Below are 22,000 nucleotides of genomic sequence, written 5' to 3' on the forward strand. Positions count from 1 at the left end.
CGGATTTCAGGCCGGAGCCGCCGAAAGAGATAGAGACAACGAACAAGGCAGGGATTTTCCATGTCCGCTCATGCACGCATTTCTGCGATCACCGATCGCATCGTCGAACGCTCGAAGCCGACCCGCGAGCGCTACCTGGAACGCCTGCGCGCCGCCGCTTCCAAGGGTGTGCAGCGCTCGGTGCTCGGCTGCGCCAACCTCGCGCACGGCTTCGCGGTCTGTTCCCCCGCCGAAAAGGATGCGCTCGCCGGCGACCGCATACCCAATCTCGGCATCATCACCGCCTATAACGACATGCTCTCGGCCCACCAGCCGTTCGAGACCTATCCGGCGATCATCCGTGAGGCGGCCGCCGAGGCAGGCGGTGTCGCTCAGGTGGCCGGCGGCGTGCCCGCAATGTGCGACGGCGTCACCCAGGGACAGCCGGGCATGGAGCTCTCGCTCTTCTCGCGTGACCTGATCGCCATGGCCGCGGGCGTCGGCCTGTCGCACAATATGTTCGATGCCGCCCTCTTCCTCGGCGTCTGCGACAAGATCGTGCCGGGCCTCGTCATCGCCGCACTATCCTTCGGCCACTTGCCGTCGATCTTCGTTCCCGCCGGTCCGATGACCACAGGCCTGCCGAACGACGAGAAGTCGCGCGTGCGGCAGCTCTTTGCCGAGGGCAAGGTCGGGCGCGCCGAGCTTCTGGAGGCGGAATCGAAATCCTATCATGGTCCCGGCACCTGCACCTTCTACGGCACCGCCAACTCCAACCAAATGCTGATGGAGATCATGGGATTCCACATGCCGGGCTCCTCCTTCATCAACCCCGGTACGCCGCTGCGGGAAGCGCTGACGCGCGAAGCCGCCAAGCGGGCGCTGGCGATCACCGCACTCGGCAACGAATTCACGCCAGCCGGCGAGATGATCGACGAGCGCTCGATCGTCAACGGCGTCGTCGGCCTGCATGCGACCGGCGGCTCGACCAACCACACGCTGCACCTCGTCGCCATGGCGCGGGCAGCCGGCATCCAGCTCACCTGGCAGGACATTGCCGAGCTTTCGGAAATCGTGCCGCTGCTTGCCCGCGTCTATCCGAACGGGCTTGCCGACGTGAACCATTTCCAGGCGGCCGGCGGCATGGGTTTCCTCATCAAGGAACTCCTCAAGCACGGGCTGGTGCATGACGACGTGCGCACCGTCTTCGGCCAAGGCCTCGAGGCCTATACGGTCGATGCCCGGCTCGGCGAGAACCGCACCGTGTTGCGCGAACCGTCGCCGGAGAAGAGCCACGATCCGAAGGTGCTTTCCAGCATCGAGACGCCGTTCCAGGCCAATGGCGGGCTGAAGATGCTGCGTGGCAATCTCGGCAAGGCGGTCATCAAGATCTCCGCCGTCAAGCCGGAGCGCCACGTCATCGAGGCGCCGGCGATTGTCTTCCACAGCCAGCAGGAACTGCAGGACGCTTTCAAGGAAGGCAAGCTCAACCGCGATTTCATCGCGGTTGTACGCTTCCAGGGGCCGAAGGCGAACGGTATGCCGGAACTGCACAAGCTGACGCCGCCGCTCGGCGTGCTGCAGGACCGCGGCTTCCGCGTGGCGCTGCTCACCGACGGGCGCATGTCGGGCGCATCCGGCAAGGTGCCGGCAGCAATCCACGTCACGCCGGAAGCGGTCGATGGCGGCCCAATCGCCCGCATCCGGGACGGCGACATCATTCGCCTCGACGCGATCAAGGGCACGCTCGAAGTGCTGGTCGATGCAGCCGACATGGCCGAGCGCGAGCCGGTGAGCATCGATCTCTCCGACAATGAATTCGGCATGGGCCGTGAACTCTTCGCCCCCTTCCGCCGCGCCGTCGGCGCATCCGATCAGGGCGCCAGCGTGCTCTTCCACTGAGCGCAATCAGTTTAAACAAGAAAAACCCGCGGGGCGCCTGAAGCGTCCCGCGGGTTTTTCTATGAGCGGTCCGAGACTATCCGTCAGGCGCGGATATCGAGGACGTAGTCCTTGTGCGCGGGGTGCGTGCTGTAGACGAAGATCTTATTCAGCTCCTTCTGCGTCAGCAGCCGCAGGAAGCGAACCTCGATCGTATTGTTGGCGTTGACCTTCATCAGCAGGCATCCGACCTTGGTGATGCGGGCATCCGGAATATCCAGATAGAACTGCTTCGGCAGGTTGAACTGGGTCAGGATTGCCAATGTTGCGCTGCTCATCGAGATGCGGACAATGTCGCAGCGGCGCGAAGCCGCGTGCATGACGCCCTTTTCCGTATATTCGATGCGCGCGGCGTTCATCGTATCCTCCATTTTGAACCGCGCCTCGCGGTCATACATGAAGGACTCTTCCTTGCTCAGGAAATGAGATCTTGGCTGTGACGGATTGGAAGCGGCCACCTGCTTATCCCCCTCATAAAGTGATGAGGAAAAGGTAGCAGCCGATCTTTAACAGAAAGTGAGAATTCGGCTGCCTCCATATAATTCCCGGGATTACCACCCCAAAAATGGCCGCCTCATTTCCGGTATGTATGGCCGCTCGCGTCAAAGAGATGCAGCCTCTGCCGATCGGCGGCAAAGCGCATCTTCTGGCCCTTATGGACATCGTAAATGCCCGGCAGCTTGACGACGATCGGCTCGCCGGGCACCAGGCCCTCAATATAGAGCAGCGTCACTTCGCCGAGCGCTTCGACGATCGACACTTCGCCCTCGAAAAGATAGTCGGCGCCGTCGGCGATCCTCAGATCTTCGGGGCGGACTCCGAAGCTCGCCTGCTTGCCCTTCTCGGAGGCATCGGTCGCCACATCCAATGTCACCGACATGCCGCCGGTCAGCGTCACGGTCGTCTGGCTGCCGGTCCCGGCGATCGTCGCCGGAATGATGTTCATGGCGGGCGAGCCGATGAATTTCGCGACGAAGAGGTTGGCGGGGCGCTCGTAGAGCTCCAGCGGCGCACCGACCTGCTCGATATTGCCGGCCGACAGGACGACGATGCGGTCGGCGAGCGTCATCGCCTCGACCTGGTCGTGGGTGACGTAGATCATCGTCGTATCGGCCATCTGCTCATTGAGACGGGCAATTTCGATACGCGTGGCGACGCGCAGCGCGGCATCGAGGTTGGACAGCGGCTCGTCGAACAGGAAGACCTTGGGATCGCGGCAGATGGCGCGACCGATCGCCACGCGCTGGCGCTGACCGCCGGAGAGCGCCTTCGGCAGCCGGTCGAGATATTTGGTCAGCTGCAGACTCTCGGCCGCCGCGCGGACGCGGCGGTCGATCTCCTGCTTGTTTTCGCCGGCGATCTTCATGCCGAAGGCCATGTTGTCGTAGACGGTCATGTGGGGGTAGAGCGCGTATGACTGGAAGACCATGGCGATGCCGCGCTTCGAGGGCGGCACGTCATTGACGAGCTGGCCGTCGATATACATCTCGCCGCCGGTAATCGCCTCGAGACCGGCGATCATGCGCAGAAGCGTGGACTTGCCGCAGCCGGACGGACCGACGAAGACGATGAATTCGCCCTGCTTGATATCGAGGTCGATACCATGGAGAACATCCACGGAACCGTAGGATTTGCGAATGTCCTTCAGTGTCAGTCCAGTCATTTCTCACTCCCCTCCTGATCCTTAGGCGAGACGGGCGAAATACGCCCCCCAGGCCGGAATATCGATCTTGTCGCCATAGTTGTTGCTGGTAAAGCCATGGCCCGTCAATGCCTGCCATTCTCCCGCAGGCAGAGTGACGCCGGTCTCGGCCGGGCTCATGTTGAAGATGCAGAGCAGCTTCTCATCGGCGTGTTCGCGGGTGAAGACCAGGCTATCGCCCTGCGCCTCCTCGAATTCGATCTCACCCTTGGCAAAGGCCGGGTGCAGCTTTCGGAAGGCAATGAAGCGGCGATAGTGCTCCAGCACCGAAGTCTCGTCGCCCTGCTGGACGTTGACGGCGCGCAGAATGTGCTCGACCGGAACCGGAAGCCAGGGCTTGACGGTTGAAAAACCGCCCTGGGCGACGTGGCTGTCCCAGACCATCGGCGTACGGCAGCCGTCGCGGCCCTTGAATTCCGGCCAGAACTGGATGCCATAGGGATCCTGCAGATCCTGATAGGCGAGATCGGCCTCGGTCAGGGCCAGTTCCTCGCCCTGGTAGAGGCAGACGGAGCCGCGCAACGTCAAGAGCAGCGAAGCATAGAGCTTGGCAAAGGCGTCGTGATCGGCGACCAGCCCGCCCCAGCGGCTGACGTGACGCATGACGTCGTGATTGGAGAAGGCCCAGCAGGCCCAGCCATCGGGCGCGGCAGCTTCGAAATCCTCCATCACCTCCTCGACGCGCTCCGGCGTCAGCGGATCGGGGGCAAGGAATTCGAAGGCATAACACATATGCATCTTGTCATTGCCGGAGGTATATTCGCCGACGATTTCGAGGCCGCGCTGGCTGTCGCCCACCTCGCCGACGGCGGCGATTGCCGGAAACTCCTCGAGGACGGCGCGGAAGCGCTTCAGGAAGGCAAGGTTCTCCGGCCGGTTCTTGTCGTAGATATGCTCCTGGAAATTGTAGGGATTGACCGCCGGCGCCGTCGAGGCGTTGCGCCGCTCAGGGGCAAGCGCCGGATTGTCGCGCAGGAGCGGATCGTGGAAATAGAAATTGATGGTGTCGAGGCGGAAGCCGTCGACGCCGCGATTGAGCCAGAAGCGCACGACATCGAGCAGGCGGTCCTGCACTTCCGGATTATGCAGGTTCATATCCGGCTGCGAGGTCAGGAAATTGTGCAGGTAATACTGCATGCGCGTCGGATCCCACGCCCATGCGGAGCCGCCGAAGATCGACAGCCAGTTGTTCGGCGGCGAACCATCGGGTTTGGCATCGGCCCAGACATACCAGTCAGCCTTGGCATTGGTCTTGCTGGAACGGCTCTGCACGAACCAGGGGTGCTGGTCCGAGCTGTGGGAGATGACGAGGTCGATCATCACACGGATGCCGAGACGATGGGCCTCAGCGATCATCGTGTCGAAATCCACCAGCGTGCCGAAGATCGCATCGACGTTCTCGTAATCGGAAACGTCGTAACCGAAATCGCGCATCGGCGAGGTGAAGAAGGGCGAGATCCAGATCGCATCGACGCCGAGGCTTGCCACATGCGGCAGGCGGGCGGTGATGCCCTTCAGGTCGCCGATGCCGTCGCCGTTCGAATCCTGGTAGGAGCGCGGATAGATCTGATAGATCACCGCGCCGCGCCACCAGTCCTTGTCGGGAGTCAAGATCGATTGAGGAGCCACGTTCATGGAATATCCTGTCTGAAGTCAGTTTGGAAATGGTCAGCCGCCCTTGACCGAACCCGCCAGCAGACCACGCACCAGATAACGCTGCAGTCCGAAGAAGACCAGCAGCGGCACGACGATAGTGACGAAGGCCGACGCCGTCAAAATCTCCCAATTGCCGCCGCGCGAGCCGAGCAGCGCGTTCAGCCTGCCGGTCAGCACGAGGTGATCCTGGTCAGTGCCGAGGAAGACCATGGCGACGAGCAGGTCATTCCATACCCACAGGAACTGGAAGATGGCGAAGGAGGCGAGTGCCGGGAAGGACAGGGGCAAAACGATACGAACGAAGATCTCGAAGTCGCTTGCGCCGTCGACGCGGGCGGATTCGATGATCTCCTTCGGCAGGCCGGCGATATAGGCCCGCAGGAGAAAGATGGCGAGCGGCATGCCGAAGGCGGTGTGCGCGAACCAGATGCCAGGATAGGTCTTCGACGGCTGGCCAAGCATATTGCCGATCTCGTTGTAGAGACGCAGCAGCGGAATCAGCGACATCTGCAGCGGCACGACGATGAGGCCGACCACAAGCGCAATCAGCAGCGCGCGCCCGGGAAACTCCATCCAGCTCAATGCATAGGCGGCAAAAGCGGCAATCAGGATCGGGATGATCGTTGCCGGGATCGTCACCGTCAGCGAATTGATGAAGGACTGACCGATGCCTTCGCCGGTCAGAACCGTCTTGTAGTTCTGCAGCGTGAACTCCGGCGGCGCGGAGACGGACACGTAGATGCGCCGCGGCCGCTCGTCGGGCGAAAAGGCCGTGTTCTTCATGTAGCGATAGCTGCCGTCGCTGTTGATCTGCAGGCTCTCGCCATCGCCGAGATCGGCGGTCTCGCCGGCTTCAAAAGCGGCCGGTTGCTGCACGCGGTTGCCGAAGGATTTTACCGAGCGGCCGGTCTGCCCTTCCAGCACATTGCCTGAAATGACGTAATCGGCGCCTTCCTGCTTTTGCTGATCGGGCGTGCCCAGGCGGACGGCGACAGTCTGCGTCGAGCCGACGAAGGACGTCCACCAGCCGGAGACGACGATCTGGTCCTTGTCGCGCAAGGCGCTGACGAAGATGCCGAGCGTCGGGATCAGCCAGATGATGACGATCAGCAGAACGGCAAGGTGAACGAAGAGACGGGCGGGGCCGATCTTGAAATAGCTTCCGACAGCGGTCATCTCAATGGCCCTTCAGTTCGCGGTTGGCGCGGCGCACGTTCCAGACCATGATCGGCGTGACGGCAAGCATGATGATGATGGCGATGACCGCACTTCGGCCGGAATCGCCGCCGCCGCGGAACATCCAGTCGAACATCAGGTTCGCCAGCACCATGGTCTGCCACTGGCCGTTGGTCATGGTCAGCACGATGTCGAAAACCTTGAGGACGAGGATGGTGATCGTCGTCCAGACGACGGCGATGGTGCCCCAGACCTGCGGCACCATGATGCGCCAGAAGATCTGCCAGCCATTGGCGCCGTCGATGACGGCGGCTTCGATCGTCTCCTCGGGAATGCCGCGCAGCGCTGCCGAGAGGATGACCATGGCGAAACCGGTCTGGATCCAGATCAGGATGACCATCAGGAAGAAATTGTTCCAGAAGGGAACCGAGATCCAGACTTCGGGCGTGCCGCCGAACAGCTGGACGATGGCGTTCAAGAGGCCGATCTGGACGTCGTTGCCGCCGCGATATTCATAGATGAATTTCCAGATGACCGAGGCGCCGACGAAGGAGATCGCCATCGGCATGAAGACGATGCTCTTGGCGATATTGCCCCACCAGATGCGGTCGGTCATCACCGCGATGACCAGGCCGAAGAAGGTGCAGGCGGCCGGCACGACGGCGAGCCAGAGGATGTTGTTGAAGATCGACTGGCGGAATTCGCGGTCACCGATCGCCCATTTGTAATTGGCCACGCCGACGAATTGCTGGCCGGTGCGGTCATAGAAGGAGAGAATGAAGGTCGCGACAACCGGGTAGACGAGATAGACGAAAAGCAGGAAGAGCGCCGGGCCGAGAAACAGCCATGGCCGGATGAGCGCACGGCGGTTGAGGTTGCGCGAGGCGGCGCGGATGTCGCCGTCCTTCACCGGCAGAGCGAAATCGAGGATCTTATTCGAAAAATAGAAATAGGCCGAGCACGCGACAACGGCGGCGACCACGACGCCCAAAGCGGACACTATCTGCAACAGCATTACGTCCCTCCCCTGCTTCCCCTGATCTTATTCCGACCGGCTTTCATTCTGACGGGTCAAGGCCGGCCACCGTCAATATGTTTGCATTGCCCAATCACAATATATCCCATTGGCCCGGCTCTTTGCGAACCCGGCCAGTCATGGAGCGTATGCCGCCGGCAAACCGGCGGCATCGTTTTGAAAGATTATTTGATGCCGTCCCAGGCGCTCTGGATTTCGCCGGCGGCCTCCTCGGCGGACTTGCCGCCGACGAAATCAACCATGCCCGTCCAGAAGGCGCCGGCGCCGATCTTCCCCGGCATCAGGTCGGAACCGTCAAAGCGGAAGGTGGTGGCGGACGTCAGGATCTCGCCTTCCTTCTTCATTTGCGGATTGGCATAGGCATCGGTGCTGACGCCCTTATAGGGCGTCAGGAAGCTCGACTGCGCCATCCAGACTTCATGCGCGATCGGGGTCTTCAGGAAGTCGATGAAGGCGCGGGCCGTCTTCGAGTCCTTGGTGATCGAGACGAGCGTGCCGGCGCCGAGCACCGGCTTGCCGAGTTCGGGATGCGAAGCATAGGTCGGCATATAGAAGAAGTCGGCATCCTGTCCGAGCTTCGTGCCTTCAGGGAAGAAGGACGGTATGAACGAGGCCTGATGGTGCAGGTAGCACTTCGGCGGAACGGTGAAGAGGCCCTTCGGGCTGTCGCGGAAATCGGTCGATGCCACGGCCGCGACGCCACCGTTTACATATTTCTCGTTCTTGGCGAACTTGCCGAATTCTTCGATCGCGGCAACGACGGCCGGATCGGTGAACTTCAGCTCGTTCGTCGTCCATTTGTCATAGGCTTCCGGCGACTGCATGCGCAGCATGATGTCCTCGACCCAGTCGGTCGCCGGCCAGCCGGTGGCGCCACCGGAACCGAGACCGATGCACCAGGGAACGCCGCCATCCTTGACGATCTGGTCGGTCAGAGCATGGAGCTCTTCCATGGTCGTCGGGATCTTGTAGCCGGCTTCCTCGAAATTCTCCGGAACGTACCACACCAGCGACTTGACGTCGGCCTTATAGGGGAAGGCGTAGAAGGCTTCCTTGCCGTCCTTGCCCTTGTAGGTGCCGTAACCGACCCAGCTGTCGCCGGCGCCGTAATTGTCCTTGATCCACTTGGAATTGTCGTCGCCGAGCGGCGTCAGGAAGCCCTTGCCGGCGAGGTCGGCCAGAAGGCCCGGCTGCGGCAGAACGGCGATATTCGGCGGCGAGCCGGCCTGCGTATCGATGACGATCTGCTGTTCGTAGTTTTCGGAAGAGGAATATTTGACGTCGATTCCGGTCGCTTCGGTAAAATAGGCGAGAACGCTGCGGAAGAACGCCTCGTCCTCACCGCGCCACGGGCCGAAGATCGTCAGCGGCTGCCCCTTCAGATCGGCATGAGCGGCCTTGAATTCGTCATAGCTCTTCCAGTTGAACTTGGCATCCTGTCCCGGGGCAAATTTCAGGTCGGCCGCGGACGCAGCACCGGCAAAAAGCGCCGCCACGGCAACGCCCATCAAAAATGACTTTTTCATGTGATCAACCTCCCATCACAAAACCGCGCCAAACTTCTTCATCGGAAATTTTCAAAGCGCTTTGGCACCCCCAACTCATTCCACTTTCGGTGGAGCGAAGTCAAGTCATTTCGCTAAAAGCCGCGGCAGACATGCGGAATAGCGCCGTCCCACCAGTGTCTATTGGGCAATATGGAGCGATTTTTCTTGAGTCAAGCGCGCCAAATGAATACATAATTGAAAGCGCTTTGGCTGTCGCTGGGAGGCGGCTTGCCCGTCGAGGCGCCAAGCGGGCCGGGAGGAAGCATAGCAGGTGAATCTCAAACAGCTATCGGAATTGCTGGGGCTTTCGCAGACGACAGTGAGCCGAGCGCTCAACGGTTATCCCGAGGTCAACGAGGCGACCCGAGAGCGCGTGCTCCAAGCCGTGAAGGAAACCGGGTACCGGCCGAACAAGGCTGCGCAGCGGCTTGCGACCGGCAAGGCAGGTTCGATCGGCCTCGTCATGCCGACGGCGCCCGGCCACCAGTCCGACGTGCATTTCGGCGAATTCCTGGCTGGACTCGGCGAGGAGGCCGTGCGCCACGATTTCCATTTCGTCATCATGCCGTCCGATCCGGACGACGAGGTGGCGGCGCTCCGGCGGCTTGCGATCAGCGGTAATGTCGACGCGCTGTTCATCGCCTATATGCGCGCTCACGACCCGCGGCTCGCCATGCTGAAATCGCTCTCCATGCCCTATGTCGTCCACGGTCGCTCCTTCGGCGCGGAGCCGGATTATCCCTATCTCGACATCGACAATGAAGGGGCCTTCTACGACGCGACGCGGCTCTTGCTGCAGCTCGGCCACACGCGTTTTGCCTTGATGAATGGGCCGATACATCTCGATTTCGCGATCCGCAGAAGGAACGGCGTCATCTCAGCCCTTGCCGAACGCGGCCTCACGCTGGAGGAGGATTGCATGAGCCAAACACTGATGACGGACGAACTGGGCCTGCTGGCGATGGAACGGTTCCTGCAACTGCCGGAACGGCCGACGGCGATCCTCTGCTCCAGCACGGTGATGGCGCTCGGGGCGATCCGCGCGGTGAACCAGGCCGGATTGCGGCTCGGCGAGGACATTTCGCTGATCGCCCATGACGACGTGCTGCCGCTCTTGAAGCCGGAAAACTTCTCGGTGCCGCTGACGACGACACGCTCCTCGCTGCGGGCCGCAGGCGTTCGCATCGCCCAGCGGCTGATCGGCACGGTGAAAGAGGCCGACCCCTTCCCCGAACAGGAGCTCTGGAAAACCGAGTTGATCGTCAGGGCCTCGACCGGCCCAGCCCCGCAACAACCATAATCAGAACTGCGGCGGCGTCTGCCCGGCGGTGCGATGGGCGGCGATGACCGTATTGGCCATCAGCATGGCGATGGTCATCGGGCCGACGCCGCCCGGAACCGGCGTGATGGTGCCGGCGACCTCGGAGACCTCGCGGAAGGCGACGTCGCCGACGAGCCGGGTCTTGCCCTCGCCCTTCTCAGGAGCCGGCACGCGATTGATGCCGACGTCGATCACGGTCGCGCCGGGCTTGACCCAATCGGCCTTGACCATTTCCGGCCGGCCGACGGCGGCGACCAGAATATCGGCGTTGCGGCAGACCTCGGCGAGATTCTTGGTTCTCGAATGCGCGATCGTCACCGTCGCATTGGCATTGAGCAGCAGTTGCGCCATCGGCTTGCCGAACAGGTTGGAACGGCCGATGACGACGGCGTTGAGGCCGGAGAGATCCTCGCCATGGGTGCGGCGGACGAAGACCATGGCGCCGGCCGGCGTGCAGGAGACCAGACCGGTCTTCAGGTCGCCGGTGGCAAGCTTGCCGGCGTTGACGACGCTGAGGCCGTCGACATCCTTTTCGGGCAGGATCGACTGGATGATCGGCTCGCTGTCGAGCGGCTTCGGCAAGGGCAATTGCACAAGGATGCCATGGATCGACGGATCGCCGTTGAGGGTGGCGACGAGGCCTGCCAGTTCCTCCTGCGTCGTCTCGGCCGGCAGCGTGTGCTGCACAGACTTGAAACCACATTCCTTGGCCATGCGGCTCTTGGAGCCGACATAGGCGTGGCTTGCCGGATCGTCGCCGACGATGATGACCGCAAGGCCGGTGGTGACGCCGCTGCTCTTTTCCAGCGCTGCCGTCGCACTCTTGACCGTCTGAATTACCGATGCAGCTACGTTCTTGCCGTCGATTACTGTCGTCACGCGTCTCTCCGCCCTGTTTAGCGTCAATCTATGGATAGTTGACGAGCGTCAAATGCCCGCTAACGCCCTATCCTGTCGGAAAGCGGCAAGGCAATATCAAATTTGCAAGGAAATGGTTGGTTCAGCGCCGCGGTTGCCGCGTTTCCATCACATGAACACGAAGCCGGTCCCGCAGGCCTGAGATTTGGGAGCGCAGCAGTTCGACCTCGTCGACCGCAGCAGAGGCCGGCACGGGCGATGGCGGCGGAGAAGGGACGGACGCGGACGCCGGCACATCCATTGCCGGAGCCGCGACGGATTTGCGCAAGGACAGCAGGAAAGCCAGTGCGAGAGCGATTGCCAGGCCTGTGGCGGCGCCGGCCAGAGCGCGGCCGGTCAGACCACTCTTTGCCGATGTCGCCGATGCCAGCGGCGGCTTCAAAACGGTGATATGGCCGTCGCCTGCCGCCGCCGATACGGATGCCGCATCATCCAGGCGCGAGCGGGCGGCATTCGCCTTTTCGCGCAGTTCGGTCAGCCGCGACAGATCGACGCCGGTATCCCGGCTCTGGGCGATCAGCATGTTGCGGCGCTCGTTCAGTCCCTTGCGCGCATCGACCGCAGCCTTGGCAGCGGCATTGGCGACCTGAGCGAGCCGGGCAAGCTCCTTGCCCATGTTCTCCTTAAGCCCATCCGTTTCGGCCTGCTGCTGCAACAGGCGGGGATGGCGTGGGCCAAGCTCAGCCGAAAGCTGCGCAAACGTCGTCCTTGCGACCGCATATTTGTCGCGCCAGTCCTGCATCGCCGGCGAGAGCATGCCGGAGGGCAACGAACCATCCAGCACGTCGGCAAGCTTCGCCGCCTTCAGCCGGTCGGCCTGCGCCTTGGCCGCGAGAATGTTCTGGTCTGCCTCTTTCAGATCGGCATCAAGCCGGTCGATCTGACGACGAAGGTCGATCGCTACCTTGACATTGCCATCGCCGCTCTTTGCCGTGAAGGCGGAAAGCTCGGCCTGAGCCTCGTCATAGGCCTTACGCAGGGTGGCGTCGGTCTCAGCGCTCCGACCTTGGCCGCTGCCTGTGGAACCGGTTTCGGCAAGCCGCGCGGCGATGCGCATGGATTTGCCACTGTCGCCGGTCGTCACCCTGACGAGAATCGTGCCGGCGGCCGCATCGGGCACGATCTCAATCGCTTGTTTCAGCGTGGCTTCGGCGCGCGAGGCCGGATCGGCGGCGGCACCGGTTCCCGAGAGGAGATCGAATGCAATGCCGAGCGCATTGGTGCTGGAACCGGCAAATTCAGGATCGCGATCAAGTTTCAACGCAGCGACCGTCGAGGCCACCGTGCGCGCGGACACTAGCCCCTTTGCCGCAGCCTGCGTGAAAGCGGCGCGGCTTGCGGCATCCGTTTTCACAGCAAGCGTCGTTTCGGCGCGGTAGTGGACAGGCGCAGCCGGCATCAGCATCGGCAGACCGGCGCCCAGGATTGTTGCGGCAGCGACCATTACCGCAAAGCCGGTCCTGCCCGCGCGGGGTTGCGGTGCCGCCGGGCGGGGCTCGACCGGTTCCTGATGACTTGCGGCCGGCAGTTCGACCGAAATTGCCGTCTCGCCGGCGGGAACCGCCGGCTCCCCATATCGTGCTGGTTCCGTCGGAAGACGATGGCCGACATCATTGGCAGCCCGGAGACGGTTGCCGAGAATGGTTTCGATGCGGTCGACGAGCGGCGCCTCGGGCGCCGCCTTCACGCGCTGCTCTTCCAGCACACGGCCGATGGCGCGCAGCAGGTCGGCTTCGGGCGGGGCGATATTCGCTCCGTTCGATCGGGACTGCCGGTAGTGATCGTCATGGGCGCGCGGCCTTGCGGCTGCGCGATCGAGAAAACTGCTTCTGGCCCTGCTATCGTACATTTGCACCACATCTCATGCACATGATGGCCAAGTTTACTCATCCGCACGCGATGCAGATGATTAAGCCACTCTAAATATTCATGGCAAAGAAATGGTTAACCGCGACCGGCAAGAATTGCGGTCCGGTTCTCGATAGCGCTGCCTGCGCGTCAAACGCGCGGGCAATTCAGGCTCAGCTCGCCTTCTTGCGATCGGCCGCCGGCTGCACGATGCTGCGGGGCTCTTCGGGATGGCCGAGAATTCTTTCGCGCCGGCGGAAGCGGTAGCGCAGCACATGAAAGAGGAAGACCGGAATGCCGACGATATAGCGCCGCCAGAGGCGCGCGGGCTCCTGTATCAGGCGATAGGCCCATTCAAGACGCATCATCCGCACCGTCTTCGGCGCCCGCGGCACGGCGCCGGAGACGAAGTCGAAGAGAGCGCCCACCGTCAGCACCAGGCGCGCATGGTCGGCGCGGATATTGTCGTGAACCCATTTCTCCTGCAGCGGTGTCCCCATGCCGACGATCAGAATATCGAGTTTCTGGCGCTCGATCTCCTCGATGACATCCGTGGAGTCGACCTTGTCGAAAAAACCGTCGGAAATAACGACAAATTCATGCCAGGGCGTGTGCTTGTGGAAATTTTCTGCCGCCGCCTCGACGACCGAGCGCTTGCCGCCGATAAGACCGATGCGGCGCGGGGCCTCCATGAAGGTGAGGAAGGCCGGGACGAAATCAGTGCCGTTCAAATTGGCGGGAAATGGCGCGCCATGGGCGATCTGCGAAGCGATGTTGAGGCCGATACCATCAGGCAGCACCAGATTGTGCGACATGATCCGGTAATATTCATCGTCCCGCAGGGCCGTCAGCATGTTATGGGCGTTGACGAAGCAAACCACGGTCTGACCGACGGGGATGGAGGCGAGCTCGTTGATGAAAACGAGGGCATCGTCCCAGCCGAGATCGCAGACCGGCAGATCGAAGATCGTCCGCCGCGACGCAAGCACCGCGAAGTTTGCAATCAAATTCATTCCTACCTCCTGCCGAGGGTGCTTCATGCGCCCGACATCCCGGAAAACAAGCCCATATTCCGCACCCCGGAGGTCTCGAAAGGACCGGTCGCGTCACGCATGGAAAGGCGTCGCCCCGATGGCGGAAACGGCGCATGCCAAGCTGTGCCACCTGATATAACAGGACGGTTTCAAACAACCCTTAGGAAAATTCCTTGGATTTTGATGCTCGTATAAGTAGTTTATTAACCAAAGACGGCCCAACGACAAACGGCGCCCAAAGGCGCCGTTTGTGCATTGATGGTCGGTTGTTCAATGGGCGAGCGGGGCCGATGCTTCCTCAGCTGGCGCGCCCTCGATGATCTTCACCGGTGCGCCGAGCTTCTTCGGCTGACCGGCCGAATTTTCCTTGACCTCTTCCTTGGAGAGATAATCAAGCTGCTCCAGCATCACGTCGGCGACATACTCGCCGCCGAGGCGCTCGTTCATGCCCTTCCTGATCTCCTCGCGAAAGGCTTTCGGGTCGAAGGATTTGATGTGGGCAAGATCGACCATCTTGTTGCCGACGAGCAGGCTGAAAAGCTCGTCGGTCGTCATCTCGGTCAGCGGCAAGGTCACGCCCTTCAGCATGTCCTTGTTCATCATGAAGGAAATGCGGCCGAGAAAATAACCGGTGATCGCGCCGTCACCGATGACCGGCACAGTGATCGTTTCACCCTTCACCAGTTCGAGCGCGCTCTGCTTGGAATCCGTTGCCGCGGGTGCCGGCGCCGTCGCCAGGTACACCGAAAAATAGACCGAGGCCAAGGTGATGGCGCAGACCCAGATACCGGTGAGGACGAGCTTGACCATCAGTTTCCACGCGTGGCGAATTGTTCCTGGGAATAGGTGCCGTCGGCGTCGGCGTCCTGAACCGCATTCTTCAGGAGGTCGGCCACTGCACGAACTGCTTCGAGATGCGCCTCGACACGCCGGGCGTTAAGAACCAGCTTCTTTTTCAGGCCGTGCAGCTGATCGAGATGGGCAGCGGCAAGCTCGGCCGGATCGGTGTCGCGGAAAAGCATCGACAGCTCGTAGAGGCAACGGCTCTTGTGGGCGTTGGAGACCTTGAGGTCGAACTGCGGATCGTTGCCGATCCGGGTGTTCTCATTGTCGATGATCATCTCGAGGCGTCCGAGAACGGATTTGATCCTGTATTCGTTCGAAACTATTTCCATTGTATCCTCGATTATGCGTCGCTTGCTGTCTTGGAGTCGGCGGTTGGCGTGCCGAAGGTCCTGCGCTGGAAGTCATCGATCATGCTGAGCGCGGTGTTGCGGTCGCGATCATCGGTCGCGGCATTGACGATCTTGCCCTCCTGACGGCGCAGCTGCTCGCTGTACATCTGCTTGGCGATGCCGATACCGTCGCCCTTCGCCATGGTGTTGCCGAGCTGCTCGGCCATCATGCCCTTCCAGATATCGCCGGTCGCGCCCTTGCCGTAGACGTCTTCGCTCTCGCTCGGCAGCATCGACTTGACGAAGTTCTGCAGCACCATGGCCTCGAACTTCCGGTAGCTTTCCGGAACCTCCTCAGTCTTGGTGCGGTTCTGAATATTGGAGAGGCCGCTCTTCTGGCCGACATGATCGAGAACGTCGACCGCATTGGAGAAGCCCTTGCCGTTCTCGGCGAGGCTCGTCGCGGCAAAGGCCGCGCGATTTGCCTTCAATTTTTCCTGGGCTGCCTGAACCTCCATGGGGTCGGCAGCTTTGACCACGTCCAGGACCAGATCACTGGGGGGCGAAATAGCCACGTTACAATCCTCTGAATTAAGATCGCAACGATTATGGTTTTTGAAGCTTGCTGGAGGCTGGCGTTGCGAATTGCTGGTCGATCACATCGTAAACGGCATTGTCGTCGGCCTCCCGACGCTCGGCGTCCAAGGCCTCTTTCAAGCCCTCTTCCAGCCGATCGGCCTTGGCGCGCTCCCGCGACAGCCGCATCTCGTGGATCTGCTGCATGCCGGTCAGCTGCTGATCCTTGATGGTGAGTCTGCCGAATCGATCGGCATAATTCTGTGAAAAAGCGTGGTGGACGGGATCCATCGAGCCGAGCGCGACGATGACGTCGTCCATCGCCGCATTGACCTCGATGCGTTGACGGCTGGTTTCCGCCAGATCGTTTTCCGCCATCCTTTCGATATGCCGTTGCACCGACAGGAGACGCTTGAGCTTCTGGGAACGGCTCTTCTCGATCATGACAGCCTCATCGCCCGATATAGATCGAACCAAAGGCTTGGCCGAACTGGCTGATCAGCGCCGCAATCGAGATGTAAAGCAGGAAGAGCCCGCCCATCAGGAGATAGGGCGTGGAAATGAAATAGACCGGGATCTGCGGCGCCAGCTTGTTGATGAAGCCGATCGAGACGTTGAAGATCATGCCGTAGATCAGAAAGGGGCTCGACAGCCGCAGCATGATGTAGGTCGTCTGCTCGAGCGTGTCGGTGAAGGAGATCAGCGTCGCGCGCATCTGCATCAGGCCGCCGAAAGGCATGGTCGTGTAGGAATCGATCAGGGCGCGGAAGACGATGTGATGGAAATCCATGATGAAGAGAATCATGATGCCGGCAAAGGTGATGAAGGCGGAAAGGCTGGTCTCGGGCGTATCTTCGATGACATCGGCCGAACCCGGCTGGGTATAGCCGACCATCATGGCGAGGATCGTCGCGGCGAATTGCATGCCGAGCGTATAGAGTCTGGCCAGCATGCCGTACATCACGCCGATCAGTGATTCGCTGAAGATCAGGCCGATATAGGTCGCGGACCCGGTGTGGACGGCGGGATAGACGGTGTCCCAAAGCAGCGGCATGACGGCGATCGACAGCGCGAGGGCAATGAAGACGCGCAGCTGCTCGGGCACGCGCGCCGAGGAAAAACCCGGAAGGACCAGCACACAGCCGCCGATCCGGCAGAAAACCAGAAACAGCGCGAGAACCGTCCCTTGCGGGTCTGTTATCATGAAATCGAGCCCAAAATTTTTATTTCGATGCCCTTGGCCAGTTCGACATGCGACAGGACCGGGAGCGTGGCGAACAGCCTTTCGATTATCATGCGCACATAGGAGCGTGTTTCCGGCGACGTGACAAGGGCGAACGGCAGGCCGCGATCCATGAACTCACGGATAACTTTGCTGGCCTGCTCGCTGAATTCCTCCAGGCTGCGCGGATCGATGTCGAATTCGATCACCTCGCCCTTGGCATCGCGCTTCAGCGCCTGGTGGAAGGCGAGATCCCATTTACTGCCGAGGCGCAACACACGCAATACGCCATTATCGGCGAGATCGCCGCAGAGCTGTTGGGCCATGCGGATGCGGACATGCTCGACGATCTGCTCGGTCTTCCTGACATGCGGGGCAAGCTCGGCCACCGCTTCGAGAATGAGATGCAGGTTGCGGATCGACACCCGCTCGGCAAGCAGGAGCTTGAGCACCGCCTGCAGGCCGGAATAGGACATGTGCGACGAGCAGATCTCGTCGGCGAGCTTCTTGTATTCCGGGTCGAGTCGATCGATCAGCACCTTGACGTCCTTGTAGGACAGAAGCTGCGGCAGGTTGTTGCGGATGACCTCGCTCATGTGCGTGAGCACGACGGAGACGTTGTCGATCGGCTGGAAGCCTTCGCGTTTCAGATCGTCGGCGAAGTTTTCGAGGATCGAGACGGCCGGCATGCCGAAAGCGGGTTCGCGGATTTCGTCGCCGGGAATACTGGGCTTGCGACCGGCGCCGGTGACGACGAGGACTTCGCCGACGCGCAGCAGATTGGAGGCGACCGTCGTGCCGTGGATGCGGATCTGATAAGACTTCTCGGCGATGGCGATGTCGTCCGTGACCTTGATTTCCGGCACCACGAAACCGTATTGAGTGGCGAACTTCTTGCGCATCTTGCCGACGCGGAACGCCAGCTCCTGGTGAGCGCCGAGCAGGCGGGTCGACACCATCTTGCCGAGTGCGAGTTCGATCTCCGAGGTGCGTAGCACCGACTTGACCGAATCCTTCTCCAGCTCCTTGCTCTGGACGACCTTCTTTTCCTCCTGTTCGCGGCGAAGCTTATTTTCAGCCTCGACCTGCCGCGGAATGAACCAGGCGCCGAAGGCGAGAAGACCGCCGAGGACGGTGAAGGGAATGGTCGGCAGGCCCGGCATCAGGCCGAGAACGAACATCAGCACGGCCGAGACGGAGAGCGCGCGGGGATAGCCGCTCAGCTGGTTGACCACCGCCTGGTCGGTGGAGCCGGTCGTGCCGCCGCGCGACACGAGAAGGCCGGCCGCGAGCGAAACGATGAGGGCCGGCATCTGCGAGACGAGGCCGTCGCCGACGGAGAGCTTGACGAAGACGTCGGCCGCTTCGCCGATCGGCATGGCGTGGCGGAAATAGCCGATGATGATGCCGCCGAAGACGTTAATCGCGGTGATGATGAGGCCGGCGACGGCATCGCCGCGCACGAATTTCGACGCGCCGTCCATCGCCCCGAAGAAGGAGCTCTCCTCCTCGAGCTCCTTGCGCCGGCGCTGGGCTTCCTTTTCGTCGATAATGCCGGCCGAGAGATCGGCATCGATCGACATCTGCTTGCCCGGGATGGCGTCGAGGGTGAAACGCGCGCCGACTTCGGCGATACGCGTGGCACCCTTGGTGATGACGATGAAGTTGATGGTGATGAGGATCAGGAAGACGATCAGACCGATGACGAAGTCGCCGGACATGACGAGACTGGCGAAACCGGCAATGACGCCGCCGGCCGCATCGTGGCCTTCATTGCCGTGGGACAGGATGACGCGGGTCGTCGCGATGTTGAGCGCCAACCGTGTCATCGTCGCGATCAGCAGAATGGTCGGAAAAGACGAGAAATCGAGCGGCTTCTGGATCCACAGCGCGACCATCAGGATCAGCACCGAGAAAGCGATCGAGAAAGCCAGGCCCATATCGATCAGGAACGGCGGGATCGGCAGGAAGAGAATGCAGATGATGCCGATGATGCCGAGGGCAAAACCGATATCGCGCAGGCTCGGGGCGACTTTGGGAAGGGGGAGTGCAGGTGGTTGCGCCATGACGATTCCGTCTCTTCATGAGAGGAGGCGGACATGGGTCCGCCCAATTCGGATCGAGAATTAAATGGCGAAGCTTGCGCGAAGGTGGCTCAAAGCGGTTCAGCTATTCATGAGGCGTAGAACCGCTGCGCAGTTTTGCGGGAATTGCTTAGAAGCCGGTCTGGATGCGCGAAAAGACGAGATTGGTGAAAATGGAGATTTGCGAGCCGACGAAAGGGGCGGTGATTCCGACCACGACCAGCACGGCGACAATCTTCGGCACGAAGGTCAGTGTCGCTTCCTGCACCTGGGTCAGCGCCTGAATCAAGGCAATGACGAGACCCACCACCATCGCGGCGAGAACCGCCGGACCGGAGGCAATCAGGACCGTCCAGATTGCGGCCTGGAACAGGTCCAATGCATCGGCTTCATTCATCTGAAGGCAACCTCATATCGCCTCGAAGCAGCCCCGCTATAACAGGGCTGCGATTGATCGGCATTAGCGCGCTCCTGGCGCCCCTTGCGTCAGGAGCCGCTGCTCGGCGCCTCGTCGGCAACAGTGATTCCCGCCTGCACGAGTATCTTATCGCCATCCGTGGTCGTCGCAATGATGCCGTCGGAATAAACTTTGACGGAATCAATGACGCCTTTGACGGTGCCGTCGGCGCTTTCCATATATTTGCCGACATAGCTGCTGGCCTGCGTCAGGCTCGAGCTTGCCAGAAGCGTATCCAGCTTGGTGTTGGTCTGGATCGTCTGCTCGACCTGCGAGAAGGTCGCAAGCTGAGCGACCTGCTCACTTGCATCCATCGGATCGGTCGGATCCTGGTTCTTCATCTGCGCGATGAGCAGCTGAAGGAAGTTGTCGTAGTTCAGCGTCGCCTTCTGGGTCGAGCTTGACGTGCCGGTCGAGGTCGAGCTCGTCACTTTTGACGTTGCATCTACCGCCATGGTGCGATCTCCCTGCGGATCTGCTCGACCATCGTCGGCGGCAGTTCGTGGTTGTTGAGAATATTGTCTTCGATGGCGTAGAGACCGCGGATCGCCTTCAGCGCGTCGAAGGCGCGGCCGGTCGACACAAGTGCGTCGATGCGCTTCAGTTCGGCGAGGATCTCTTCATTCTTGAAGCAGGTGAGCAGCATGGTGATCGACTTGCGGAACATCGCCGTCGAGTGCTCCTTGCCCTCGGGGTTGATGAGGATCATCTGCGCGATGAAGTAGAGCTGGCGCAGGGGCGTCGTCGCACCTTCCGGCTGGAGGACGTGATTTTCGAGAAGGAACGTCACATCATTCAGGAATTCCAGCGCGACCTTGCGGTCGACACGCAGGACGGCGCCGTTGATGAAGATTCTTTCCCCGGCTTTCAGAGAAATGCGTAGTGTACTTTTCATTTAAGTCCATCCCTGATGATGGTGGTAACGTCGATGATGCCCTGGTAGTTGTTAGACAGACGTTTTCTGATCCTGTCGCATTCCTTCAATATCCAGATCGCAATCGAGATGAGGTTGGCCCTGAGCTGGACATCCAGCTGGTTTTCCGGATGTTTCAGATCCTCGATAAAGCTGATCCACACCCGGCGCGTATAAAACAGGGCTTCGATGGCTTCCCGGCCGTATTTTTCCTTGTCGCGCGCCAACGACAGCAGCTCTATGGACCGGTCAAGAACCTGCCATTCCCGCTCTTTCGCGTCGGCCACCGAGTCCTGCATGACTTCGGCATATGAGAACTGATACATTCATGCATCCTTCTTTATTGCGCGCCTTTGCTCATCAAAGGTAGTTCACGAGACTCAACTGCTGGATCTTCGAGACGATCGTGTAAGCGGTTTCAAGCTGCGTTTCCAAAGTCTTGACGAGAGTGGAGGCTTCGTACGGATCGACGCCCTGAAGATCGACCAGCTTGTTCTTGATAATGTTCGACTGAGCGTCGAGAGCGTCGTTGGACTTCTTGACGCGCTCCTGGGAGAGGCCGAGCTGGCTTGCCTGCGTCACGAGACCGCTCGTGGCCTTGGCCGTGTAGCTGATGGCCTGCTTGGACACCGTCGTCATTGCATCGGTGCTGAGGTTCTGGCCGAGCAGCGCGGTGGTCATGACCGAAGCAAGCGCCAAATAGCGCATGCCTTCGGAATTGGCATTGGTCGAAGATTCGATCACTTCCGAGTTGCTGATGCGGCTCGTCATGTTCTGGCTCGACGCCTGCGACCAGCCGGTCCCCGCAGCCGTCCAGTTCGCTTCGCTGAACATCGGTTCGACCGTCGACGTGATGAAGGTCTCCATTTCAGCGCCGGTGAGGTCGCTGACCGCTTTCGGCGGGATAAGGCCGGCTGCATAAGTGTTCAAAGCGGTAACGATTGCCGTACTGGTTGCGGTCGTCTTGTCTGTCAGCGGCTGCACGTCGGTGTTGATGCCGGAGAACAGATATTCCCCGTTCACCATGGTGTTGGCCGTATCCATCATGGTCGAAAGTGCGCTGGTGGCCGACTGAATGGCGACGGTTATGCTGCCCGGATCGTGGCTGCCCTGCAGCGCCGTCAGCTTCGAAACGAGGCCATCGCCAACGTCCTTCATCTTGGAAAGACCGAGCTGCGAGGATTCCATGCGTGCGCTGACGAGCGAATTGCTTGCTTTGATCGAGTCTATTCTGTCGGTCTCGCGGGTGAAATCCACGCTCCTGGCCGCATTACCGCCGAGCGAGATGCCGATGTCTGCATAGACTCCCGTCGTTGCTTCCATCGTCGCCTTCGTCATCTGGTTCTGCGCCTGACGGATCGTCAACCGCATCGCATTCTGAATGGCCGAACTTGAAATAAATGAGCTCTTCATGG

Annotated in this window: 22 protein-coding genes; 2 read left to right on the forward strand and 20 right to left on the reverse strand. The window is 60.9% G+C overall.

Annotated features, from left to right (window positions below; all coding sequences use genetic code 11):
• The first annotated feature begins 60 nt into the window (after window positions 1-60).
• Window positions 61-1,881: a phosphogluconate dehydratase gene (gene edd / locus J7U39_RS16475; RefSeq protein ID WP_210629169.1), complete on the forward strand. Its 1,821-nt coding sequence runs from the start codon at window positions 61-63 to the stop codon at window positions 1,879-1,881.
• Window positions 1,882-1,964: 83 nt separating this feature from the next.
• Here the strand turns inward: edd and J7U39_RS16480 are convergent, their stop codons facing one another.
• The 6 genes from J7U39_RS16480 to J7U39_RS16505 all read right to left on the reverse strand — a co-directional run bounded on the left by J7U39_RS16480 (window position 1,965) and on the right by J7U39_RS16505 (window position 9,016).
• On the reverse strand, window positions 1,965-2,318 hold the full coding sequence (locus tag J7U39_RS16480) for a hypothetical protein (RefSeq protein WP_009996042.1): 354 nt from the start codon (window positions 2,316-2,318) through the stop codon (window positions 1,965-1,967).
• Window positions 2,319-2,494: 176 nt separating this feature from the next.
• Window positions 2,495-3,583, reverse strand: coding sequence for a sn-glycerol-3-phosphate ABC transporter ATP-binding protein UgpC (gene ugpC / locus J7U39_RS16485; protein ID WP_210629170.1), 1,089 nt, complete (start codon window positions 3,581-3,583; stop codon window positions 2,495-2,497).
• A gap of 21 nt (window positions 3,584-3,604) precedes the next feature.
• Window positions 3,605-5,257 (reverse strand): alpha-glucosidase, encoded by a 1,653-nt coding sequence (locus tag J7U39_RS16490; protein ID WP_210629171.1) that lies wholly within the window; start codon window positions 5,255-5,257, stop codon window positions 3,605-3,607.
• Between the two features lie 33 nt (window positions 5,258-5,290).
• A complete protein-coding gene (locus J7U39_RS16495; protein ID WP_210629172.1) occupies window positions 5,291-6,454 on the reverse strand; it encodes a carbohydrate ABC transporter permease in 1,164 nt (387 codons plus the stop codon).
• A 1-nt stretch (window position 6,455) separates the two neighbouring features.
• The gene (locus J7U39_RS16500; RefSeq protein WP_210629173.1) at window positions 6,456-7,469 is read right to left on the reverse strand and encodes a sugar ABC transporter permease; all 1,014 of its coding nucleotides are present in this window, start codon (window positions 7,467-7,469) and stop codon (window positions 6,456-6,458) included.
• Window positions 7,470-7,654: 185 nt separating this feature from the next.
• Complete coding sequence (locus J7U39_RS16505; protein ID WP_210629174.1) at window positions 7,655-9,016, reverse strand: ABC transporter substrate-binding protein; 1,362 nt, start codon at window positions 9,014-9,016, stop codon at window positions 7,655-7,657.
• 292 nt (window positions 9,017-9,308) lie between these two features.
• Here J7U39_RS16505 and J7U39_RS16510 point away from each other — a divergent pair, with 292 nt between their 5' ends.
• Complete coding sequence (locus tag J7U39_RS16510) at window positions 9,309-10,337, forward strand: substrate-binding domain-containing protein (RefSeq protein WP_210629175.1); 1,029 nt, start codon at window positions 9,309-9,311, stop codon at window positions 10,335-10,337.
• Here the strand turns inward: J7U39_RS16510 and folD are convergent, their stop codons facing one another.
• The 14 genes from folD to J7U39_RS16580 all read right to left on the reverse strand — a co-directional run bounded on the left by folD (window position 10,338) and on the right by J7U39_RS16580 (window position 21,998).
• Window positions 10,338-11,237: a bifunctional methylenetetrahydrofolate dehydrogenase/methenyltetrahydrofolate cyclohydrolase FolD gene (gene folD / locus J7U39_RS16515; protein WP_210629176.1), complete on the reverse strand. Its 900-nt coding sequence runs from the start codon at window positions 11,235-11,237 to the stop codon at window positions 10,338-10,340.
• A gap of 121 nt (window positions 11,238-11,358) precedes the next feature.
• Window positions 11,359-13,125 (reverse strand): succinoglycan biosynthesis protein exop, encoded by a 1,767-nt coding sequence (locus J7U39_RS16520; RefSeq protein WP_210629177.1) that lies wholly within the window; start codon window positions 13,123-13,125, stop codon window positions 11,359-11,361.
• A gap of 172 nt (window positions 13,126-13,297) precedes the next feature.
• The gene (locus J7U39_RS16525; protein WP_210629178.1) at window positions 13,298-14,137 is read right to left on the reverse strand and encodes a WecB/TagA/CpsF family glycosyltransferase; all 840 of its coding nucleotides are present in this window, start codon (window positions 14,135-14,137) and stop codon (window positions 13,298-13,300) included.
• Between the two features lie 291 nt (window positions 14,138-14,428).
• The gene (locus tag J7U39_RS16530; protein WP_210629179.1) at window positions 14,429-14,968 is read right to left on the reverse strand and encodes a hypothetical protein; all 540 of its coding nucleotides are present in this window, start codon (window positions 14,966-14,968) and stop codon (window positions 14,429-14,431) included.
• Entirely contained in the window at window positions 14,968-15,333 is a 366-nt protein-coding gene (locus J7U39_RS16535) for a hypothetical protein (RefSeq protein WP_210629180.1), read from the reverse strand. The genes J7U39_RS16530 and J7U39_RS16535 overlap by 1 nt, the downstream gene beginning before the upstream one ends.
• A gap of 11 nt (window positions 15,334-15,344) precedes the next feature.
• Entirely contained in the window at window positions 15,345-15,908 is a 564-nt protein-coding gene (locus J7U39_RS16540; RefSeq protein WP_210629181.1) for a rod-binding protein, read from the reverse strand.
• A gap of 31 nt (window positions 15,909-15,939) precedes the next feature.
• Window positions 15,940-16,353: a hypothetical protein gene (locus J7U39_RS16545; RefSeq protein ID WP_210629182.1), complete on the reverse strand. Its 414-nt coding sequence runs from the start codon at window positions 16,351-16,353 to the stop codon at window positions 15,940-15,942.
• Window positions 16,354-16,360: 7 nt separating this feature from the next.
• Complete coding sequence (gene fliR, locus J7U39_RS16550; protein ID WP_210629183.1) at window positions 16,361-17,113, reverse strand: flagellar biosynthetic protein FliR; 753 nt, start codon at window positions 17,111-17,113, stop codon at window positions 16,361-16,363.
• Window positions 17,110-19,197: a flagellar biosynthesis protein FlhA gene (gene flhA, locus J7U39_RS16555; protein WP_210629184.1), complete on the reverse strand. Its 2,088-nt coding sequence runs from the start codon at window positions 19,195-19,197 to the stop codon at window positions 17,110-17,112. Before flhA ends, fliR begins: the two co-directional genes overlap by 4 nt.
• Before the next feature lie 148 nt (window positions 19,198-19,345).
• On the reverse strand, window positions 19,346-19,612 hold the full coding sequence (fliQ, locus tag J7U39_RS16560; RefSeq protein ID WP_210629185.1) for a flagellar biosynthesis protein FliQ: 267 nt from the start codon (window positions 19,610-19,612) through the stop codon (window positions 19,346-19,348).
• An 89-nt stretch (window positions 19,613-19,701) separates the two neighbouring features.
• Window positions 19,702-20,127: a flagellar hook assembly protein FlgD gene (flgD, locus tag J7U39_RS16565; protein WP_210629186.1), complete on the reverse strand. Its 426-nt coding sequence runs from the start codon at window positions 20,125-20,127 to the stop codon at window positions 19,702-19,704.
• Window positions 20,118-20,567, reverse strand: coding sequence for a flagellar biosynthesis repressor FlbT (flbT, locus tag J7U39_RS16570; RefSeq protein ID WP_064693845.1), 450 nt, complete (start codon window positions 20,565-20,567; stop codon window positions 20,118-20,120). Before flbT ends, flgD begins: the two co-directional genes overlap by 10 nt.
• Window positions 20,564-20,911 (reverse strand): flagellar biosynthesis regulator FlaF, encoded by a 348-nt coding sequence (gene flaF / locus J7U39_RS16575; RefSeq protein ID WP_210629187.1) that lies wholly within the window; start codon window positions 20,909-20,911, stop codon window positions 20,564-20,566. Before flaF ends, flbT begins: the two co-directional genes overlap by 4 nt.
• Window positions 20,912-20,945: 34 nt before the next feature.
• Window positions 20,946-21,998 carry a flagellar hook-associated family protein gene (locus J7U39_RS16580; protein WP_210629188.1) on the reverse strand — a complete coding sequence of 351 codons (1,053 nt, stop codon included), beginning with the start codon at window positions 21,996-21,998 and terminating at the stop codon, window positions 20,946-20,948.
• Between the last annotated feature and the right edge of the window lie 2 nt (window positions 21,999-22,000).

The sequence above is a fragment of the Rhizobium sp. NLR16a genome, from assembly GCF_017948245.1.
Classification (GTDB): Bacteria; Pseudomonadota; Alphaproteobacteria; order Rhizobiales; family Rhizobiaceae; genus Rhizobium.

Excerpts from the sequence above, each read along its gene's own strand:
- edd (WP_210629169.1), top strand. The coding sequence starts at position 61 with ATGTCCGCTCATGCACGCATTTCTGCGATCACCGATCGCATCGTCGAA.
- J7U39_RS16480 (WP_009996042.1), bottom strand. The coding sequence starts at position 2,318 with ATGTATGACCGCGAGGCGCGGTTCAAAATGGAGGATACGATGAACGCC.
- ugpC (WP_210629170.1), bottom strand. The coding sequence starts at position 3,583 with ATGACTGGACTGACACTGAAGGACATTCGCAAATCCTACGGTTCCGTG.
- J7U39_RS16490 (WP_210629171.1), bottom strand. The coding sequence starts at position 5,257 with ATGAACGTGGCTCCTCAATCGATCTTGACTCCCGACAAGGACTGGTGG.
- J7U39_RS16495 (WP_210629172.1), bottom strand. The coding sequence starts at position 6,454 with ATGACCGCTGTCGGAAGCTATTTCAAGATCGGCCCCGCCCGTCTCTTC.
- J7U39_RS16500 (WP_210629173.1), bottom strand. The coding sequence starts at position 7,469 with ATGCTGTTGCAGATAGTGTCCGCTTTGGGCGTCGTGGTCGCCGCCGTT.
- J7U39_RS16505 (WP_210629174.1), bottom strand. The coding sequence starts at position 9,016 with ATGAAAAAGTCATTTTTGATGGGCGTTGCCGTGGCGGCGCTTTTTGCC.
- J7U39_RS16520 (WP_210629177.1), bottom strand. The coding sequence starts at position 13,125 with ATGTACGATAGCAGGGCCAGAAGCAGTTTTCTCGATCGCGCAGCCGCA.
- J7U39_RS16525 (WP_210629178.1), bottom strand. The coding sequence starts at position 14,137 with ATGAATTTGATTGCAAACTTCGCGGTGCTTGCGTCGCGGCGGACGATC.
- J7U39_RS16530 (WP_210629179.1), bottom strand. The coding sequence starts at position 14,968 with ATGGTCAAGCTCGTCCTCACCGGTATCTGGGTCTGCGCCATCACCTTG.
- J7U39_RS16535 (WP_210629180.1), bottom strand. The coding sequence starts at position 15,333 with ATGGAAATAGTTTCGAACGAATACAGGATCAAATCCGTTCTCGGACGC.
- J7U39_RS16545 (WP_210629182.1), bottom strand. The coding sequence starts at position 16,353 with ATGATCGAGAAGAGCCGTTCCCAGAAGCTCAAGCGTCTCCTGTCGGTG.
- fliR (WP_210629183.1), bottom strand. The coding sequence starts at position 17,113 with ATGATAACAGACCCGCAAGGGACGGTTCTCGCGCTGTTTCTGGTTTTC.
- flhA (WP_210629184.1), bottom strand. The coding sequence starts at position 19,197 with ATGGCGCAACCACCTGCACTCCCCCTTCCCAAAGTCGCCCCGAGCCTG.
- fliQ (WP_210629185.1), bottom strand. The coding sequence starts at position 19,612 with ATGAATGAAGCCGATGCATTGGACCTGTTCCAGGCCGCAATCTGGACG.
- flgD (WP_210629186.1), bottom strand. The coding sequence starts at position 20,127 with ATGGCGGTAGATGCAACGTCAAAAGTGACGAGCTCGACCTCGACCGGC.
- flbT (WP_064693845.1), bottom strand. The coding sequence starts at position 20,567 with ATGAAAAGTACACTACGCATTTCTCTGAAAGCCGGGGAAAGAATCTTC.
- flaF (WP_210629187.1), bottom strand. The coding sequence starts at position 20,911 with ATGTATCAGTTCTCATATGCCGAAGTCATGCAGGACTCGGTGGCCGAC.
- J7U39_RS16580 (WP_210629188.1), bottom strand. The coding sequence starts at position 21,998 with ATGAAGAGCTCATTTATTTCAAGTTCGGCCATTCAGAATGCGATGCGG.